Source organism: Micromonospora tarapacensis, assembly GCF_019697375.1.
Taxonomy (GTDB): Bacteria; Actinomycetota; Actinomycetes; order Mycobacteriales; family Micromonosporaceae; genus Micromonospora; species Micromonospora tarapacensis.
The window spans coordinates 3,025,720-3,045,365 of sequence record NZ_JAHCDI010000004.1 but is presented as its reverse complement, the minus strand read 5'-3'; the positions used below and the strand labels follow the sequence as shown (position 1 = coordinate 3,045,365).

Genomic DNA, 19,646 nt, shown 5'->3' with positions numbered 1-19,646 from the left:
CGATCCTCATTGACGGATGCGTCGCGGTATGCGCAGCCCGAGGTGCCGCCTGCCGCGTACGTGAGGCTCTATTACTCCCTAAGGCAGGCAAGCTCCGTGAAGCAGATCGTCCAGTCCGTATCCGGCGGCGAGGTGCGGATCGTCGAGGTCCCCCAGCCCGAGCCGGGTGCTACCGAGGTACTCGTCGCCGCGCGCAGATCCCTTCTCTCGGCCGGGACCGAACGCGCCGTGCGGGAGCTTGCTTCGGCTGGTCTGCTGCGCAAGGCCCGGGCGCGACCGGACCTGGTCCGCCAGGTGGTGAACAAGGCACGCACCACGGGAGTGCGCTCGACGCTCGCTGCCGTGCGCAGCCGGTTGGACGAGGACATGCCGCTCGGGTACAGCGCGGCGGGTGTCGTTGTCACCGCCGGCGCGGCGACCGATGGCATCCGGCCAGGAATGCGGGTCGCCACCGCGTCGGTCGGGCACGCCGAATACCAGGCGGTGCCGGGGCTCCTCGCGGTGCCCGTTCCGGAGCCCGTATCGGACCAGGCGGCCGCCTTCGGCGCCGTCGCGGCGATCGCGTTGCAGGGACTGCGGCAGGCCGAGGTGGGTCTGGGCGGCTCGGTCGCGGTGATCGGCCTCGGACTTGTCGGTCAGTTGACGGTCCGCCTGGCGCACGCCTCTGGCCTGAACGTCATCGGCATCGACCTGCGCGAGTGGACGGCCGAGCTGGCCGGAGGCGCCGGCGCGGTCGGTCTGGTCGAGAGCGGTGCGGCGACCACCGAACGCGTCATGGAGTTGACCCGTGGCCGCGGCGTCGACGCGATCCTGGTCACGGCGGCGACACCGTCCTCGGCGCCGGTCGCGCGCGGCACCGAGATCGCTCGCGACCGTGCCCGGCTGGTCGTGGTCGGTGATGTCGGCCTGGAGCTTGACCGCAGGAAGTTCTACGAGCGGGAGCTGGACCTGCGGTTCGCCCGCAGCTACGGGCCCGGCCGCTACGACCGGGCCTACGAGGAATGGGGCATCGACTATCCGATCGGCCACGTGCGCTGGACGGCGCGGCGCAACATCGAGGCCTATCTCGACCTCGTGGCCAGTGGCCGGGTCGCGGTCGACGACCTGGTCACGCACGTCTTCGCGGTGGAGGATGCAACGGCGGCGTACGACGTGCTGGCCTCCGAACCGCGCTCGCTCGCGGTGCAGCTCAGTTACGCGGCCCCGGCGGAACCGTGCCGAGGCACGATCACGATCCGGCCGCGCCGCGGCTCGTCGCGACCGCGTGCGGGGTTGATCGGCGCCGGAAACTACGCCAAGGCCACGTTCCTGCCTGCGCTCAAGGCGGCGGGCTGGGAAGACGACCTTGCCGCCATCACCACTGCCAAGGGCCTCTCGGCGCGGCACGCCGCCGAGCGCAACGGCATCGCTCTCGTGGTACCGACGGCCGAGGACCTGCTGGCCCGCGCCGACATCGACGTGGTGTTCATCCTCAGCCGCCACGACTCTCACGCCCGCCTGGTCGTGCAGGCGCTGGACGCCGGCAAGCACGTGTTCGTGGAGAAGCCGCTCGCGCTGACGCAGGACGAACTCGACGAGGTCACCGCCGCCTACCACCGCAACTCGGGCCATCTGTTCGTCGGCTTCAACCGTAGGCACGCGCCGATGGTCGTGCAGTCGAGGAACCTCCTGGCGGCCGGATCCGGGCCGGTGACCATCTCCTACCGAGTCAACGCCGGGCCGCTGCCCGACTCGCACTGGTACCACGATCGCCTTCAGGGCGGCCGCATCCGCGGCGAGGTGTGCCACTTCATCGACCTCGTCTCCTGGCTCGTGAGCGCACAGCCCGGTGTCGTCCACGCCCACGGGAGCGGCCGCGGTGAGCCGGGGCTGGAGGAGGACGTGAGCGTCCTGCTCGGATACCCGGACGGGTCGACGGCGACCATCACCTACTGCACCCGCGGAAACCAGCGCACTCCCAAGGAGCGCCTGGAGATCCTCGGCCGCGGGCACACCGTCGTGATCGATGACTTTCGGAGCCTGCAGGTCGACGGCCGGGTGATCCGGCGGGTACCCGCCGGCAAGGGACACCACGAACAGCTCGCCCACGTGCGCGCGGCGATCGCGGGGAACGGGCCCGACGAACCGGAACTCGAAGCGTCGTTCGGTACGACAAGGGCCGCGCTGTCCGTGGTCGCCGCACTGGCCGGCGTCCGGACGAACCCGTCGCACCTGCCGACCCAGGTCGACGCGGCGACCAGCCTGAGCGCCGAATTCAGCTCGTGAAGGTGGCTACCGGCTACCGGCTACCGGCATCCGGCATCCGGGCTGACGGGGGTGTGTCGACCAGCGGGGCGAGCAGTTGCCCGAGCGCACGGGACATGGCGCCGCGCGACTGGTTCTCGCGGATCCAGCGCCGGCCGGCCGCGCCCATCTTCGCCAGGTCGTCCGGGCTGGCCCGCACCAGCTGACCGAGGCCGTGGGCGAGTTGGTTCGGCGGGGTCACGTACCCCGCGTCGGCACCGATGACGAGATCGCCGACGGTGCCCGGGCTGTTGGTGAGGATTGGCAGCCCGGCGGCGAGGTAGTCGAACACCTTGTTGGGGCTGACCCCGCCGCGGAACAGCTCGACGTCTGCGAGCACGTGCACCCCGATGTCCGCGGCGTGGAGAAGGTCGGGAATCTCGGTCTTCGGTACCGGGTCGAGGAACCGGATGTTGCGGATGCCGTCGGCCGCCGCCCTCAGACGTGGCTTCTCGACACCCGACCCCACCAGCACGACGTCGATCTCCGGCACCGCGCGGGCGGCTTCCAGCAGCAGGTGGAGCCCGTTGGCGGGGCCATGCGCGCCCGCGTAGACGGCGGTGCGACGGGTGAATCCGTACCGCCGCCGCAGGCCGTCGCGGTCGGCGCTGGGCAGGAAGTCGTCCGGGTCGGCCGCGTTGGGGATGAAAGCGATCCTCTCGGACGGCACGCCCTTGCCCTCGATCGCCGCCCGCACACCGGGAGCCATGATCACAATACGGTCGGCATGTCGGTAGAGGAAGCGCTCCAACCGCTCCAGTGCCCGGTATGCCACGGACGTTTCCGAGAGTGCTCCCATCTCGACGAGTACTCGCGGCCACAGATCCCGGATCTCCAGGACGAACGGCGTGCGCCGCAGTCTCGATACGACCCAGCCGGAGAGTCCGGCAAGCAGATGCGGCGATGACGCGTAGACCACATCGGGCCGAGGCTGTCGCAGACCGGCTGCCGTGGCCGTCACCGCGTAGCTGGCCCAATTGAGCGCCCGGCCCAGACCATTGCCCCGATACGGGGTCACGGCGACCGGATGGAAACCGGGCTCCGCCCGTTGCGGCAGCCCGGTGACAAGATTGCGACGGCCCGCGATGATCACGTAGGACATGCCGGGTAGCCGACTGAACAACTCGACGTGCCGGGTGCCACCCGGATAGCCCGGCGGCACGGCGAAGTGGTTGAGGACGAGCACTCTGCGTGTTGTCATCGTGACGCTCGCACGCGGTGGACCTCGGTCGAAGCGAGGTCGGTGACGGCAAGCTCGGCGCCGGCCCGGGTCCAGGCCACCTCGAACCGGAGACCGTCGAGTGCGTCCGGCCCCGGCGGTGGTCCGGGCACCGTGCCGAGGCCCCAGACAGCGGTGTCGGCCCGGCTCTCGACCGTGATCCACGTCGTCGGCTCCCAGCGTCCGTACGTGCGGCTGTGCCAGCCCGCGAAGGGCGCTGCCCGCCCGCGCGTCGCGGTGTAGCCGTCCAGTCCGAAGAGGCCGAGCTTGCACTCGCCGTTGACGAGCGTGTCCGCCTCCACCATGGTGTCCGGGTGCAGCGGGATCGTCAGTGACCAGGAGTCGGCAGCTGCCGGCCGGTCGGCGAACTCGACGACCGCCACGTACCGGTCGGCCACCACGACGGCGCGGCCCACCCGCACCGGGCGCTCGCCGCCGGTGTACGCATCGTGCCAGCCGAAGACGATGGTGTGGTCCGGTAGGACGAGCGGTGCCCCGAGGTACCCGTGGGCGGTGTTACGCCAGCGGAAGGCGCGGTGTGGAACGAGCTGGTCCCGCCCGTCTGGCCGGCGCACGGAGTGAGCGGCGGAGGTGCGTAGCCCGTTGCGTACCTCCAGCGGACCGTTGTAGGTACCGGTGCCCGGGTCGGCGACCAGCCACTGGCCGCCGTGTTTGATCCAGACCGAGGTCAGGTCAGCATGACCGTGCGACGGACCGCCGTCGACCTTGAACCACACCCGCCACGGCCCCCGCTCGACCAGCGCGATGCCTCCCGAGGTCGTCGCCGGGGCGGATCGGGTGTAGGTGACGGGCTCCAGGCCGCCCGGCGCGGATTGTGGCGGAGGCGGGGAGGCGTACCAGGCCAGTTCGTCGAAGCGGGCATACCACTGCGTCGGTAGCCGTGCGCCGCACAGCGCCAGACCGAGCGCGGTCGAGCCGGCCACGTCGAGCGCGTCGCCCGAGGAGGCAAGCACCCGCCCTTCGTCCCAGTCGCCGTACTGTGGCACGTCGCCGTCGAACACGCCGAGCCGAGCCAGGTGCGAGCTGGCCGTGCGCAGGTCACGGTGCACCGCGGACGGAGCCCCACCGAGCAGCACCCGCACGATGAGCATCTCGAGGACGAACCGGTGGTACGAGAGCGAATCCTCGATCATCCGGCCGTCGGGCGCGATGTGCCGGCGCTGTTGGGTCGTGAACATCCGATCGCCGGTACGAGCCCACCACCGGGCACCCGGGGCGGCGGGAAACATGCGCGACAGCAGGATCAGCCCGAGGGCATCGCCGAGCATGTGGTTGTTGCGCATGCTGCTCAACGTGTAGGGCAGTTCGACCATCAGATGCCGGGCGCTGGCCAGCAGCATCCGCTCCATCGCGGTCACCACGTCGCCGGGAAGCCGCTCGCCGGCCAGCGTCAGGATCTGGCTCCAGCCGATGGCGCGCAGCGCGAGTTCGAGGCTGGAATACCAGTTCACGCCCTGCTCGGGCGGGGACTGTTCGCACCAGGACCGCAGCAGACCGGTGAGTCCGTCCAACCACGGTCCGGCCGGTTCGAGGCGGGCCGCGCGCGCCAGGACGACCAGGTCTCGATGGCGCGCGGCCTCCCAGACGTACTTCACGTCCGACAGGCGCGCCTCGGACCGGATGTCGATCCGCCACCACGGATCATCCGTCGGCCATTGCCGCCCAGTCAGCGGATCGGTGGACCACGGCCCCGACAAACCCGTCGGCACCCGCTGCCCGAAGACGCGCGGCCCCTCGCCCAGCACCCTCCTGGCGTCGCCCAGGCACCGCCACGCCGCCTCGTCACCAGTGGGCCGCAGGTTGGTCAGTGGCACCGGAGTGGCCGGGCGGTGCCGGCCAGTCTTGCCACGGAACAGGACGGCGTGGAATCCACTGCGCTTGGATGCCTCGTACGCCACGCGCAGTGGCGCCGACGTCCCCAGGGCACGTATGTCCTCGGCGATCGCGCGTAGCGCGGTCTTCACGTCAGCTGCCTTTGCTGCTTGGCGACCGCATCGAACACATGGCCAGGTTGCGTATCATTCGGTGGTGTAGCCCTTCGGTTGGACGGACCGGTTGCGTCATTGTGTGAACGCCGCTGCCCGCCCAACAGTTACGAATAGATCGGCGCTGCGCTATGCCGCCACCACTCGTCCTTCAGCGCCGTTGCGGCAATCGACCAGGTCGCCGCCGTGACCTCGCCCGCTGTCGGCTCGTTGAAAGATAGCCGACGCGCGTCGAACCAGTGCGGCGGCGAGGCCCGGCGGCGAATTTGTTTCAGATAATTGCGTCCACACTTATTGCTCGATAGTTGGTTTTAGGGTCTGAGTTCGGCTTCCATCTGATACGAATCTGCATAAGAGAGACCGGCAATAGGGTGGTGGCGGCGAGGCGGGTCCTGGCCGACGACGACAACGCCGCCAGCCGAGGTGCCAGGGCGCGCCGCAGCCCCGCCAGTCCTATTGCCGGTCTCTCTGAGGTCTGTCTGTGCCGAACAGTGCGGAGGTATCGCGAGTGGACTCAATCGGTCCCGCCCCGGTCGACGGGTGGAGGCGTGGGCCTTGGTGACCGCGCTCGACCCGGTCGCGGATGCCTGGTGGCGCCGGGGCGGTCGCCCTCTTCATCACTTACATGATCCACAGTCACGGGACGAGGACGGCCGGGCTCGGTACGACAAACGCCCTCGTGCAGGTGAATCCGACGGTCGAAGGCGTGGTGGGCTCGGCGGTGGCCGAAGGCACTGCCGACGTGGTCGGTTACCCGACCCAGGGCCATCTCGGGCTTTCGAGTGCTGTCGAGGCGTCATCTGATATAGGCGAAAACAAACGGAAGTCATTCAACATGGCAAATGTGGCGATCCCATCAGAGATGTGGACACAAGCGCGGTCCACCGCACCGACCGCCTCCACGACCGGTCCACCTCGAGCGCAGACGCCGTCCAAGCCGCACGTCGACCGCTCCTTCCGCGGCGACATCGAGGGCATGCGGGCCGTTGCCGTGCTACTCGTCCTCTTCGGCCACGCCGGGCTGCCACTCCTGCCCGGCGGATTCGCCGGAGTGGACGTGTTCTTCGTGATCTCAGGGTTCCTCATCACGGGTCTGCTGCTTCAACAACTCGACCGCGACGGACGGATCTCACTCGCAGAGTTCTATGCCCGGCGGGCGAAACGTCTGCTGCCCGCCGCCGCGACGGTCCTCGTCGCGACGCTGCTGCTGACCTACTTCTTCCTGCCTCGTGGTCGCTGGTCCACGACCGCCTGGGACGTCATCGCCAGCGCGTGCTACGCGATGAACTGGCGCATGGCCGCACAGTCCGTCGACTACGTTGCCGCCAACTCGGCGCCGAGCATCCTCCAGCACTTCTGGTCACTCGCCGTGGAGGAGCAGTTCTACCTGGTCTGGCCGTTGCTGCTGATCGTGCTCGGACTGTTCGCCCGCCGGCGGGGACGACGGGGGAGCCGCAGCCTCTACCTGGCCGGGCTGGCGTTGATCGCGGTCCCCTCGTTCGGGTGGGCGCTGCACACCACTCCGACTGAGCCTTCCGCATACTACGCGACCACGACGCGCATGTGGGAGCTGGCTGTCGGCGGCGCGATCGCCATCGCCGCGGGCTGGTTGAGCCGAACCCCACGCCCGGCGGCAGCCATCCTGGCCTGGGCCGGACTGATCGCCGTCGGTCTCTCTGCCGTGCTGATCGACTCCGTAGCTGGCTTTCCGGGCTATTCCGCGCTCGGCCCCACCCTCGGGACAGCCGCGGTTATCGCCTTCGGGACGGCAGCCGGCCGCGCCGGGCCCGGGATCCTGCTGGGCCGGCAACCGCTGCGCTACATCGGAGCCATCTCCTACTCGTTGTATCTGTGGCACTGGCCGCTGCTGGTCGCGGCACAGGCTCACTTTGGTGACCTCGGTGTCGGTGGGGCGCTCATGGTTGTTGCCGTCTCGGCGATTCCTGCTGGGCTCACCTACCACCTCATCGAGAATCCGGTCCGTCGATCGCGCAGTCTCGCCGAGTGGCCGTTCAAGGCGCTTCGAGTCGGCGCCTTCTGCACCGGCATCGCAGTCCTCGCCGGGCTGGCATTCCATCTCATCATTCCGTCGGCGACAGGGCCAGCACCAACGGCCATCATGGGCCAGGTGCCCGGTGCCACCGGGCCGGCGACCCCGGCTGGGCCCCCGGGTGCTGCGGCCCTCGGTTCCTCGCCCCGCGACAGTCGGGCCGGCACTCCGGTCGACAAGGTCGAGTCGATCACTCCCGATCCCGTGTCGGCGAAGCGGGACGCGCCGTTGCTGCAAGGCAGCTGTCACGTGCAGCTCACCTCGTCAGCTCTGAACGGATGCGTCTACGGGAAGGCGGACGCGGAGATCAACCTGGTGCTGGCCGGTGACTCGCACGCGGACCACTGGGTTCCCGCGATGCGCGGGATGGTGGAGAAGAACGGCTGGCGGCTCACCGCCCACTCGAAGTCCGGCTGCCCCTTCCTCGCAGCCGCGATCTCCCTGAACGACCGGCCATACACGGCCTGCACCGAGTGGAACAAGGCCCTCCGGGCGGAGCTGCTCGGACCGAACCGTCCGGACCTTCTGATCACCACCCACTCCGAGTACCCGTTGGTCGGTGAGCCGGCTGCGGACCGACGGTCGGCCAGGGCTCGCGAGTTGCGCGAGACATGGGCAGAGATGATCGCCGGGGGCGTTCCGGTGGTCGTCCTGCGGGACACGCCACTGCACCTGGAAGACATGGCCGAGTGCGTGTCCGAGAACATGAATCGGCTGACCAGGTGCGCCACGCCGCGCGATGAAGCCGAAGGCCGCGGCGGCGGTCCCGTTCAGGAAGAGGCGGTCCGGGATTCGACCGGCGTCCGTCTGATCGACCTGAACGACTGGATCTGCCCGGCAAACCGCTGTGCTCCCGTCATCGGCGGCATCCTCGTGTTCCGCGACGGCCATCACCTGACCGCCACGTACTCGGCGACTCTGGCACCCAGGCTGACGGCCGCGTTGAAACCCATCGTCGCTGACCTTCGGCCCCGGTCCCGGTAGGCGCGGGTCTGATCAGCCCCACTGCCGGAAGAAGTTGCCGACCGGCTCCGCCCAGGCTCGGTAGTCGAAAGATTCGAGCGCCCGGCTTCGCGCGGCCTGGCGCATGATGCTCCGTTGCGCACCGTCCAGGCGTGCCGCGGTGCGGAGCGCCGTGACGACCTCGTCGAGGGTGTGATCACGGCAGACCAAACCCTCGATGTTGTGCCGCAGGTACCTGCCCATGTCGCTGGTCAGGTTGGCGATCACCGGGGTACCACTGGCCAGACTCTCACAGAACTTCGTCGAAAAGCCTGCTTCGGTGGCCCGATCCGGCCGGCGGACGAGAACGGTGAAGTCCGCCTCCTGAAGTGCGGCCGCCACGTCCGACTGCGGCAGCCGGCTCAGGCACCGCACCCCGCCGGGCAGCGGCCGGCCGTCGACTATCCGACGTACCTCATCCTGGGTCGGCCCGTAGATGCGTAGCTCGATCTGAGCGCCCTCGCGTTCGACCCGTCCTACCGCCTCGATGACGGTGCCCAGGAGATCCTTCTTGTTGCCGTGCGGGTTGCCGGCGTAGACGAGGGTCAGGGGGGACGAGTCCGCTATGGAATTCCTGGCGTCCAGGGTGAGGTTCTTTACGTCAAGGGTGGGCGGCACCCGCAGGAGCGGCCGGCCGGCGGAGCGGTAGTGCGCCTCCAGGTAGGAGCTGATCGCGATGATGCCGTCACAGCGCGGATAATAGTGGTGCAGGGCCAGCTTCATGCTCAGGTGCAGGGGGCCGAGGTAGCCGCCACGCACATGGTGCCCGTTGAACCAGTCCACCACATCGACGATCAGCGGTACGCCGTTGCGTTCACACCATCGCCGGAGGTGGAACATGTACTGGGCCTGGCCGCCGTGTACCAGAACGTGGCTGGGCCTGGTCGGTTGGGCGTCCAGCCACTGCGCGGTACGCCAGCCCCACCGCAGCAGGGTCTGCACCGAGCTGCGGACGGGCCCGGCCTCGGGCGCCGGCCTCTCCGCCAGGCCAAGATAGGAGACCGAACCCGGACCGTCGATGCCGGGCAGCGGAGTCTCCGTGCGTGGCTCGGGACCACCACCGGCGACGACCACGGTGCGACCGGCGGCGGCCAGTGAGGCCACCAGGCCGTAGACCCGTCGAGAGCCCGCCTCGCCCCACGGGAAGAGAAACGGGCCCACGCAGGCGATCCAGCTTGACGGGCGCTTCATGCCATGGCCTTCACTTGTTGACCGGGTAGTTGGCGGTGGGCGAGGAGGCGACGTCGGAGGTGGCGACGCCAGCTGTCACGGCCGAGCGCAGGGTGGCGGCGAACCGGGCCGCCACGTTCTCCCTGGTGTGTTCCCGTCGGGCGAACGCGAGCCCGTTGTGCGCGAGCCGCCACCGGAGGGCGGCGTCGCGACAGAGATCCGTCAGCGCGTCGACAAGGGCCCTGGCGTTGTTCTTTCCCACCACAACGCCGGCGTCCGCTTCCCGAATGTGGTTCATCGACGCGACCTCGGTCGGTCCGTAGCCGAGGATCGGACGACCGGTGGCCAGGTACTGTGGGATCTTGGTCGACACGGAATAGCGGGTGTAGCGGCGGACTTCCTCGTCGAAGGATTCCACATGGACGAGGACGGTCGCGGATCGCAACGCGGCGGGCACCTCATGGCTGGCCAGCGGGGCACCGAGCCGAATCCACTTGAGGTCGGTGAGATATTTCCCGTATCGGGCGAGGTCCGAGGCCGGGGAGTGGACGGTGAGCCGAGCGGGTAGGCCTCCTTCGGCCATGACCCCCAGTGCCTCGCCGATGTCACGCAGTGACTTCCAGCGGTTGAGGTGCAGGGCACCGACGTAGACCAATTCCAGCGAACCGTCCGGTGGGTCGGCGCCGTACCGAGGTGAGGCGAAGAAGGACTCGTCGACGCAGTTCGTGAAGACGCTGAACGGGATGCCGTAGCGCCGGGAGTACTCCTGTGCCATCGGCCTGCTGATGACCATGCCGAGCGGAGCGAGCCGGATGAGTCGATGGGTCTCCTGCCGGACGACCCGCCTGGCCAGACCGAGGAGTTCGCCGTTGGTGTACAGGGTCGCCGGCCAGTCGTCCGTGAAGTGCGGCACGAGAGGGACACCGCAGGCGCGGGCAGTGGCGGCGGCGATCCTCATGTGCCTGGCGCTGCCGGACACGGAGTAGACCAGTTCCGGGTCGAACGCACGGGCCCACCGGGTCAGCGCTTGCGTGATCCGTACGGGACTCACGTCGTCGATCGCCTTCATGTTCGCGTACATCCTGGCGAGTGTGGGACGGCGCTCCGCCCCGGCACATATGGCGCTGACGGCCCGGGATTGCTGCGGAGAGGTGTTGCCGTTCCACCCCAACAATCGCATGGAGTGGTACTGGACAGGCAGGTAGCGGTCGCGTGGTGGGAGATGGAAATAGAGTTCGCATACGTCCCTGGAGGGCGTGATGTTGGCGGTGTATATCTGCGCGAGGCGATCCTTGGGCCAGCCGGAGAAGAGGTTCGACATGGTCAGTGCGGTTCCGGTGCCGTAGTGGAAGGGGGTGTGACCGACCACCAGCACTCGCGGAGTTTCGCTAAACAACGTCAAAGTGGGCGCCTCTCTCCTGTGGTCTGGGCTGCCAGTGCCCTCCGATAACCGTAGATGGCTGTCGGAACAACCGTTAGCAGGTAGGCCATGACCGCGGCGTACGGTGCCGCGGCAAGGCCGAACAACTGCACACCGTATAGCTTTCCGAGTGTCGAGAGGGGTAGATACATCAGATAGCCACACAGCTGTGGGCGTACGACTCCGGCCGCGTTCTGCACCATGAAACGCGGCGAGACCGCGGCCAGTGTGATCCACCAGAAGGCGAGGCCCAGCATCAGCGACCTGTTTCCCACGGGAACCGGAAGCCACGCGGCGAAGAGCCGGTCACCGAAGAGCACCAGCAGGGTCGCTGGCAGCAGGACGACCAACACGGAAGCGACAGTCATCCGCCGGACCGTACGACGTATCCAGACGATGTCCCCGCGGGCGAGAGCTTCGCCGTGCATCGGCCATACCGGCTGGTTCATCAGCATCACCAACGCGCCCAACTGGGCGAACAGTCTCGCTGGCACCGCGTAGGCGGTGACGCTGGCCAGACCCAGCAGGTGCGCGATGATCAAGGGGTCGGCGTTGTCCGCCAACGCGATCAAAAGCGTCACCAGGAGGAACAGTCCGCCGAGGCCGAGCAGGTCGCGTATGCCGCGTCTGCTGGCGAGTCGCGGATGAGGTGCCAGGCCGGGTAGGCGGCGGCCGAAGGTCCAGACGGTGTTGGCGATGTTGACCAGCAGTGGGCCGGCGGCGATGCTGGCGATGACCGCGATCGGCGGAAGACCGCCCCAGACCGCACCGAGCGCGAGTGGCAGCGAGGCTGCGGCACCGGTGGCCTGCCAGACGTTACTCGCCGCCACCTGCTGGTACGCGTACTGGACTCGGGCGACCAGGGACAGTGGGACGTTCAGGAGAAACGCGGTCAGGCAGACCAGGGCGACGAGCTGGGCATCGTCCGCCGCCGCGCCGCCGGCATTGAAGAGCAGCGGCCACGGAATGACGCCGGCGAGCAGCCAGAGCAGGCAGCACGCGGCAAGCGCCACGGTCGACACCGAGAGGTAGGCGCTGGAGATGTAGCGGCGCGCGGCTTCCACATCTCCGTTCGTTCTGCACGGAGCGAGCCGGGTCATCAGCCCGAGGCCGATCCCGAGGTCGGCGAACGCGACCATCCCGGTGACGGCGAGGACCGCGGTCCAGAGGCCGTAGAGATCGGCACCGAAGTACGCCAGCGTCACCGGGAGGAGGACGAGAGGTACCAGGGCGCTGACCGCCCGACTCAACGCGGCGGTGGCGATCCAGGAGAGCAGGCGACGGCCGCGGCTGGGGCCTGAGGTGGTAGGAGTGGACGGCTCGGGTCGCTCCACCGTCTGGACGGTCTGCCCGGGCGAGTGAGGCGCCGCGTCCTGCTCGAACTGGCTGTCGGGGGCCCGCAAGTCTTGGTCCTATCCATCAACGACGAACGCCGGACCCGCACGGCCGGCGGCGCGAGCACCGCGGCCTGGTTCGTGGTGAGGTCTCTCCCGACATAACTGCCGATCGGGGATTTGGGTGCGGGACGCCGCGAAGCGGTCAGGCGTAGCGGTGTCGACGGCAGAAAGGTGAATGCGAAACCGGTTCTGTCCGGCCGTTGTCAGCAGTTGCGCCCGGGGCGGCGGAACGTCACCGGTTGCTGGTTCGTTATCTGGGCGTCACCATGTCGGCCGTGTCGTGAGCACTTCCAGGCCGTTCTTGCTGTGCCCCGTGTCGACGCTGATTTCCGTATTCCTGGCTGAATCAGGGCTCCAGCTGATACAAATCTTGCACAGGTTGTTGGGCATTGAGCAGTGCGGAGGTGTCGCGGGTGGACTCAGTCGATCCGGTCGGTGTCGAGTTGCGACGGTCGGTAGCGGTCCGCTGGGCAGGGCAGTCAGCCGGTGGTGGACCTCAGTGACCGCCACCGAGGGCTTCATCGGAACGCGGCAGGGGTCGCCGGTCGGGGCGGCCACAGATCCCGCGGCCGTTGCGTCAGGTCCCGATCGCGGTGGACGCCCGACACGGGTAGCGGATCTTGGGCTGCCGGGCAGTCGAAAGGTGGCATGGCTTCCGTTGTGGGTGGCCCTGGCCTGGTTGCTCGGCACCTTCGGCGCATTTTGGCTGACGGGGTTGGCCCGCTATGTCGAGAACCCGGACCAGCTCTGCATATTTGTCCTCGGCGCGACTGCCCTCTTCGCCGCAGGATACGCGGCGCGGATTGCCCGCCGTCCGCCTGCCCCCCGGGTCTCCCGGTCTTACTCGGGCAACCGCCTCCGGCTCGTGCGCTACCTGGTTCTCGCCAGCGCGGCCTACTATGCCGTGCGCAGTCTGGCACGGCTCTCGGAGTTCGGTGCGACCGGCCCTCAGAGCATCTGGACAAGCATCCAGAACCCCGCGACCGGGTACTCGAACAAGTTCGACATCATTGCGCAGAACGTCGGCGATCCGAGCCCACTGATTTTGCTACTGGCTCTGCTCGGCGTGCTAGGTACCGCCTTGATGCCGCTGCTGGTGCTCCATTGGCGGAGCCTGTCCGTGGGTGTGCGCCTGGCGGGCATGGCGGGGATGGCCCTACACATTGCGTTCTTCCTTTTCATCGGCACCATGAAAGGTCTCGGCGACCTTGTTCTCATGCTGTTGGGCGGGCTGCTCGTAGCTCGGGCGACGCTGGGACGTCGGCGCAGAGCCCGCTCTCGGCGTCGCGTGGCGCTGATGCTGATGGCCGGGGCGTTCGCACTTTTTCTCCTTTATATGACGTATATCCACGCGTCACGATCGGCCGAGTTCGGTGTCGGTGAGTTGATACGTCCGAGCCCCGCGATCTCGCAAATGCTGGGAGAACGCGCGGCGGAGGGCATCTCCAGCACTCTTTTCTATCCGACACACGGATATCTTGGGCTTTCCTACAACCTGCAAACGCCATTTGAGTGGTCCTACGGTCTTGGCAGTTCGTTTTCGGTAGCGAATCTCGGCGAACAGGCGATGGGAGTGGACCCGATGGCTCATCCCGCCTACCCGTACCGCACCGAGGGGCAGACCGGGTGGCCGGCGCTGACGTACTGGGCCACCATCTATCCCTGGCTCGCCTCAGATCTCACATTCCCCGGGGCGGCGCTGTTCATGGGGCTTGTCGGCTGGCTCTTTGCCGGTGCCTGGTCCGATGCCGTGTCAACTCGGCGAGTGCTGCCTACGTTGATCTTTTCGCAGCTCTGCCTTCTTATCGCCTACGTGCCGGCGAACAATCAACTCGGGCTTTCTCCGGACGCCACCGCGGGGATTCTCACGCTTCTTGTGCTGTACGCGGCGTCGCACCTTTTCGGTAGGCGCCGCCCGGCAGCGCAACCGACGCCGCCGGCCTTCGTCCGCTACCGGACGTGAGAGTCCCGGAGCCGCGGACGGCCAAGGCCGCCGCCACCGGCCGCGACCGCCTGCGCTGCCAGCACCCGCCGATAGCCGTAAACTGCCGCAGGAGCTACGGTCGCCGCGTAGGTGATCACGCCAACGTAGGGCGTCGCGGATATCCCGAACCGATGCACGGCGTACAGCTTGCCCAGCACGGAGAGCGGGAGATACAGCGAATAGCCCAAGAGTTGTGGACGGAGGACTCCGGCGGCGTTCTGCACGATGAACCGTGGAGAGATCGCCGCTATCGTGATCCACCAGCAGGCCAGCCCCAGCAGCAGCGCGCGGCTACCCACCGGGACCGGTAGCCAGGCCGCGAAGAGGCGGTCCCCCAACAGCACCAAGAACGTCGCCGGCAGCAGGGCGATAAGCACGGAGATGACCGTCATGCGCCGCACAGTTCTGCGTATCCAGGTAACGTCTCCGCGCGCCAGCGCTTCGCCGTACATCGGCCAAAGTGGCTGATTCACCAGCATCACCAACGGGCCGAGTTGAGTGAGCAGCTTCGCCGGCACCGCGTACGCGGTCACGCTGGCCAAGCCAAGCACCTGTGCGATGATCAACGGGTCGGCGTTGTCTGCCAGAGTCATTACCAGCGTCGTGAGGAAGAACATGCCACCGAGGTGAAGCAGATCGCGTACTCTCCGCTGCTCGACATATCGCAGTCGGGGCGTCAGCTGTGGCAGCCGCCAGCCGAATGTCCACACCGTGTTGACCACGTTCACCAGGGGCGGACAGACGGCGACGGCGGCGATGACGGCGATGGGTGGCAGGCCGGCGAGCACCGCGCCGAGTGCGAGTAGCAGCGAGGCTACGCTCGCGACGGCCTGCCAGACGTTACTGGCGACCACCTGGTGGTGTGCGTACTGGATGCGGTAGACCAGGTACAGCGGAATGTTCAGCAGGGCGGCGGTCAGGCAGACCAACGCGACCATCTGCCCATCCCGTGCTGTCGGCTCGGGGACGTTGAACACCAGCGCCCACGGGATGGCGCCCGCGAGGAGCCAGAGCAGCCCGCACAGGAAGAGCGCTGCGGCTGAGACGACCGCGTAGGCGCTGGAGATGTACCGCCGGGCGGCATCCACGTCGTCGTTGACCCTGAGTGGCGCGAGCCTGGTCATCAGCCCCAGGCCGATGCCCAGGTCAGCGAACGCCATCATGGCGGTCACCGCGATGACCGCGGTCCACAACCCGTACAGTTCGGCGCCGAGGTACGACAATGTCACGGGGATGAGGGCGAGCGGTACGAGTGCGCTGACCGCCCGGCTCAACGCGGCGGTGGTTATCCAGGACAGCAGTTGACGACCGCGGCGAGGGCCGGCGGGGGCCGGCGGCACGGTTTGGGCAACGGTCCCAACGGCCTGCGCGGAACCGAGCGACGCCGCGTCAACCTGCTGGTGCCGCTCGAACTTGCTATCGGAGGCCCGCATCTTCGGTCCTATCGATGTGCGGTGGGCGCCTCAGGTGTGCCGCCATGTGGCCGGCTGGGCAGGGTGGGTCCGCGCCGGTGTTGGCCTGAATCGTTGTATCAGATGATTCGTCCCTGCTCCCAGGTTTCCGCACCGTACGTCGGGATTCATCGCTAATGTTCCTTACTGTATCATATTGGGGTGTATGAGCATTATTCGGGCGTTTCTCGGATGCTGGCGGCCTCGTTGCCCGTGACGTGGCCGGTCGGCGAGCCCATCAAGTGAACGCCGTCGCCACCCAAACGTGACGAAGAGGAGCGACCGTGAAATTTTCGCCTTCCGGCCGCCGGGTGTTGATCACCGGTGGCACCGGGTCCTTCGGTCAGACGATGGTTCGCCGGTTGCTTGATCGCGACGTGGGTGAGATCCGGGTACTAAGTCGTGACGAGGCCAAACAGGACGCGATGCGGCGGGTGCTCGGCGACGACCGGGTCCGCTACTACGTCGGTGACGTGCGGGATTACGACACCGTGCTGCGCGCGACCCGAGGTATCGACTTCGTGTTCCACGCCGCGGCGCTCAAGCAGGTGCCGTCGTGTGAGTTCTTCCCGTTGGAGGCGGTACGTACCAACGTGTTGGGCAGTGCGAACGTGGTCGAGGCGGCCGAGCGCAACGGGGTGAGTTCCGTGGTCATGCTCGGCACCGACAAGGCCGTCTATCCGGTGAACGCGATGGGCATGACCAAGGCTCTGATGGAGAAGGTGGCCCAGGCCCACTCGCGGAACAATCCGGGCGGCCCAACCACGATCTCCAGTGTCCGGTACGGCAACGTGATGTTCTCGCGAGGCTCGGTCATCCCGCTGTTCATCGAGCAGATCAAGGCCGGACGGGCGCCGACGGTCACCAACGCGGCGATGACCCGGTTCCTGATGTCGCTGCCGGACTCCGTCGACCTGGTGGAGCACGCCTTTCAGCACGCCAGACCCGGCGACGTCTTCATTCGCAAGGCCAGCGCGTGCACCATCGGGGATCTGGCCGCCGCGCTCTGCCAACTCTTCGACGTGCCGGCCAAGCTGGACCCGATCGGAGTCCGGCACGGCGAGAAGCTGCACGAGACCCTGGCCAGCCGTGAGGAACTCGCCCGAGCCGAGGATTTCGGCGAGTTCTTCCGTGTGCCCGTCGACGACCGGGATCTCAACTACGCCCTCTACGTCACCGAAGGTGAGCTCGGCAGCACGCCCGACGACGACTTCAACTCGGCCAACGCCCCGCAACTCGCCGTACCTCAGATCATCGACCTGCTGCTCACCTTGCCCGAAGTGCGAGCGGAACTGGCCCAACGAGACCCGGTGCTCGCGTGCTGAGGCTCGCGATCACGGGCGGCGACGGCTTCCTCGGCTGGCACACCCGGGTGCTGGCCCGAGCGCTCGGCTGGCCGGAACCTGTCTCTCTCACCCGGGCCGACCTGGCCGACCCGGCGGTGCTGGCGGCCAAGGTCGCCGGGGCCGACCGGGTGCTGCATCTGGCCGGCGTGAACCGCGGTGACCCGGTCGAGGTGGCCGCCGGTAACGTGGAACTGGCTGCCGCGCTCGCCCGGGGCTTGCGCCAGTGCCCGGCGCCTCCTCGGACCGTCGTCTTCGCGAATTCGGTGCAGGCCGGCAACGGCACGCCCTACGGCGACGCCAAGGCAGTCGCGGCGGAGACCCTTGCCGGCACCGGCCTCGACTTCGCCGACGTCCGGCTGGCGAACCTCTACGGCGAGCACGGACGGCCCTTCTACAACTCGGTGGTGGCGACGTTCTGCCGGCTGCTCGCCGACGGCCGCCGCCCGGAGGTGCACGAGGACCGCGAGTTGCAGCTGGTGCACGTCATCGACGCCGCCGCCCATCTGCTCGGGGTGCCCACCGCGGGCAGTTGGGACGCCGCGATGCCCCCGCTTCGCGTCGGCGTCCGTGAGGTGGCTGACCGGCTCGCCGGTTACGCTGCGCTCTACCGTCGCGGCGAGATACCGCCGCTGCCCGATCGGCACGCGGTGCGGCTGTTCAACACCTACCGGTCGCACTGCTTCCCCGCGCACTACCCGCTTCCGTTGCCCCGCCATGCGGACCCGCGGGGCGAGTTGACCGAGGTGGTGAAGTCCCACGGTGGGCAGGGGCAGACGTTCTGCTCCACCTCCCACCCCGAGGTGACCCGAGGGGAGCACTTCCACCTGGCCAAGGTGGAGCGCTTCGCTGTCCTCCGCGGCAGCGCCGAGATCAGCCTGCGCCGGGTCGGCCACGACGAGGTTGTCCGATTTCCGGTCGACGGCGACTCCCCGGTGGTGGTGGACATGCCGACGATGTGGATTCACAAGATCGTCAACACCGGCCGCGGCGAGCTGCTGACCCTCTTCTGGGTGAACGAGTTGTTCGATCCGGAGCGGCCCGACACGTACGCCGAGCCGGTCGAGAGCGAGCGGCGGGAACCGGCGGAGGCGCTGGCATGACCGGCGACACGATGGTCGGGCCGGTCGCGGGACGGAGTGGTCGATGACCAGGGTGATGACCGTCGTCGGTACCCGGCCGGAGATCATCCGGCTGTCTAGGGTGCTGGCCAGACTGGATCGTACCGTCGACCATGTGCTGGTACACACCGGGCAGAACTGGGACAGTACGCTCTCGGACGTCTTCTTCACCGAGCTGCGACTGCGGCCGCCGGACCGCTTCCTGCGGGTGGACACGTCCTCTCTGGGGCGGGTGCTGGGTGGTGTGCTGGTCGGGGTGGAGGCGGCAATCGCCGAGCTGCGGCCGGATGCCCTGCTGGTGCTCGGGGACACCAACAGTTGCATCGCCGCGCTGATGGCGCGCCGGATGCGGGTACCGGTCTACCACATGGAGGCCGGCAACCGCTGTTTCGACCTGAACGTGCCGGAGGAGACGAACCGCCGGCTGGTCGACCACGTCGCCGACTTCAACCTCGTCTACACCGAGCACGCCCGACGGAACCTGCTCGCCGAGGGTCTGCATCCACGGCGCATCCTGCACACCGGCTCGCCGATGCGTGAGGTGCTGGAGCACTACAAGCCGGAGATCGAGAGCTCTCGGATCCTCAGCCAACTCGACCTGACCCCGGGCCGGTACGTCCTGGTCAGTGCCCACCGAGAGGAGAATGTCGACCAGCCGGCCCGGCTGCGGCGGCTGCTCGACTGCCTGGCCGCCGTTCGGGACCGCTGGGGCCATCCGGTGCTGGTCTCCACCCACCCGCGTACCCGTAAGCGGATCGAGGCCCTGGCCCCCGACGCGACCGTGCTCGACGGCATCGCGTTCCACGAGCCGTTCGGCCTGATCGACTATGTTCACCTGCAGACCCGCGCGTTCTGCACCCTGTCGGACAGCGGGACCATCAGCGAGGAGTCGGCGATCCTCGGCTTTCCGGCGGTCACCCTGCGGGAGTCGATCGAACGTCCCGAGGCGCTCGATGCCGGCGGCATCATCATGACCGGCCTGGATCCAGGCGGCGTGGTGGAGGCGGTGGAAGTCACCGTGTCGCAGGTCGCCGCCGACGGGGTGCCCTGCCCGTCCGATTATCGAGTGCCGGACACCTCGCGCCGGGTGGTGGACTTCATCCTGTCCACAGTGCGGCGGCACCATGAATGGGCGGGTATCCGCCGCTGAGCCGCTCGGACCGGCGGGGCCGGCGACCCGAGTGGTCGCCGGCCCGTTGT

At 68.1% G+C, this 19,646-nt stretch carries 12 protein-coding genes; 6 read left to right on the top strand and 6 right to left on the bottom strand.

Annotated features, from left to right (window positions below; all coding sequences use genetic code 11):
• Nucleotides 1–96 precede the first annotated feature (96 nt).
• Nucleotides 97–2,265: a bi-domain-containing oxidoreductase gene (locus KIF24_RS19775; protein WP_221085320.1), complete on the top strand. Its 2,169-nt coding sequence runs from the start codon at nucleotides 97–99 to the stop codon at nucleotides 2,263–2,265.
• A 13-nt stretch (nucleotides 2,266–2,278) separates the two neighbouring features.
• On the opposite strand, the gene KIF24_RS19770 is transcribed toward KIF24_RS19775, so the two are convergent.
• Both KIF24_RS19770 and KIF24_RS34595 read right to left on the bottom strand, forming a co-directional pair.
• Nucleotides 2,279–3,484, bottom strand: a complete 1,206-nt coding sequence (locus KIF24_RS19770) for a glycosyltransferase family 4 protein (protein WP_221085319.1) — start codon at nucleotides 3,482–3,484, stop codon at nucleotides 2,279–2,281.
• Complete coding sequence (locus KIF24_RS34595; protein ID WP_221085318.1) at nucleotides 3,481–5,487, bottom strand: heparinase II/III domain-containing protein; 2,007 nt, start codon at nucleotides 5,485–5,487, stop codon at nucleotides 3,481–3,483. Before KIF24_RS34595 ends, KIF24_RS19770 begins: the two co-directional genes overlap by 4 nt.
• An 865-nt stretch (nucleotides 5,488–6,352) precedes the next feature.
• Here KIF24_RS34595 and KIF24_RS19760 point away from each other — a divergent pair.
• Nucleotides 6,353–8,542, top strand: coding sequence for an acyltransferase family protein (locus tag KIF24_RS19760; protein ID WP_331461203.1), 2,190 nt, complete (start codon nucleotides 6,353–6,355; stop codon nucleotides 8,540–8,542).
• A gap of 12 nt (nucleotides 8,543–8,554) precedes the next feature.
• Here the strand turns inward: KIF24_RS19760 and KIF24_RS19755 are convergent, their stop codons facing one another.
• Genes KIF24_RS19755 through KIF24_RS19745 form a run of 3 tightly spaced genes read right to left on the bottom strand, consistent with a single transcriptional unit; the run spans nucleotide 8,555 to nucleotide 12,553 of the window.
• A complete protein-coding gene (locus tag KIF24_RS19755) occupies nucleotides 8,555–9,751 on the bottom strand; it encodes a glycosyltransferase family 4 protein (RefSeq protein ID WP_221085317.1) in 1,197 nt (398 codons plus the stop codon).
• 10 nt (nucleotides 9,752–9,761) lie between these two features.
• Entirely contained in the window at nucleotides 9,762–11,105 is a 1,344-nt protein-coding gene (locus KIF24_RS19750; RefSeq protein WP_331461202.1) for a glycosyltransferase family protein, read from the bottom strand.
• Between the two features lie 23 nt (nucleotides 11,106–11,128).
• Nucleotides 11,129–12,553 (bottom strand): lipopolysaccharide biosynthesis protein, encoded by a 1,425-nt coding sequence (locus KIF24_RS19745; RefSeq protein WP_221085316.1) that lies wholly within the window; start codon nucleotides 12,551–12,553, stop codon nucleotides 11,129–11,131.
• Between the two features lie 658 nt (nucleotides 12,554–13,211).
• Here KIF24_RS19745 and KIF24_RS19740 point away from each other — a divergent pair.
• Nucleotides 13,212–14,510 (top strand): hypothetical protein, encoded by a 1,299-nt coding sequence (locus tag KIF24_RS19740; protein WP_331461379.1) that lies wholly within the window; start codon nucleotides 13,212–13,214, stop codon nucleotides 14,508–14,510.
• Here the strand turns inward: KIF24_RS19740 and KIF24_RS19735 are convergent.
• Nucleotides 14,498–15,964: a lipopolysaccharide biosynthesis protein gene (locus KIF24_RS19735; protein WP_221085314.1), complete on the bottom strand. Its 1,467-nt coding sequence runs from the start codon at nucleotides 15,962–15,964 to the stop codon at nucleotides 14,498–14,500. The two genes, KIF24_RS19740 and KIF24_RS19735, sit on opposite strands and share 13 nt — an antisense overlap.
• 302 nt (nucleotides 15,965–16,266) lie before the next feature.
• On the opposite strand from KIF24_RS19735, the gene KIF24_RS19730 reads away from it, so the two are divergent.
• Genes KIF24_RS19730 through wecB form a run of 3 tightly spaced genes read left to right on the top strand, consistent with a single transcriptional unit; the run spans nucleotide 16,267 to nucleotide 19,596 of the window.
• Complete coding sequence (locus KIF24_RS19730) at nucleotides 16,267–17,307, top strand: polysaccharide biosynthesis protein (protein WP_221085313.1); 1,041 nt, start codon at nucleotides 16,267–16,269, stop codon at nucleotides 17,305–17,307.
• Complete coding sequence (locus KIF24_RS19725; protein ID WP_221085312.1) at nucleotides 17,301–18,428, top strand: polysaccharide biosynthesis C-terminal domain-containing protein; 1,128 nt, start codon at nucleotides 17,301–17,303, stop codon at nucleotides 18,426–18,428. Before KIF24_RS19730 ends, KIF24_RS19725 begins: the two co-directional genes overlap by 7 nt.
• Nucleotides 18,429–18,471: 43 nt before the next feature.
• Nucleotides 18,472–19,596: a non-hydrolyzing UDP-N-acetylglucosamine 2-epimerase gene (wecB, locus tag KIF24_RS19720; protein ID WP_221085311.1), complete on the top strand. Its 1,125-nt coding sequence runs from the start codon at nucleotides 18,472–18,474 to the stop codon at nucleotides 19,594–19,596.
• Nucleotides 19,597–19,646 lie beyond the last annotated feature (50 nt).

Bases quoted from the DNA above. Each gene is read 5' to 3' on its own strand.
- wecB (WP_221085311.1), top strand. From the start codon at position 18,472: ATGACCAGGGTGATGACCGTCGTCGGTACCCGGCCGGAGATCATCCGG.
- KIF24_RS19735 (WP_221085314.1), bottom strand. From the start codon at position 15,964: ATGCGGGCCTCCGATAGCAAGTTCGAGCGGCACCAGCAGGTTGACGCG.
- KIF24_RS19755 (WP_221085317.1), bottom strand. From the start codon at position 9,751: ATGAAGCGCCCGTCAAGCTGGATCGCCTGCGTGGGCCCGTTTCTCTTC.
- KIF24_RS19770 (WP_221085319.1), bottom strand. From the start codon at position 3,484: ATGACAACACGCAGAGTGCTCGTCCTCAACCACTTCGCCGTGCCGCCG.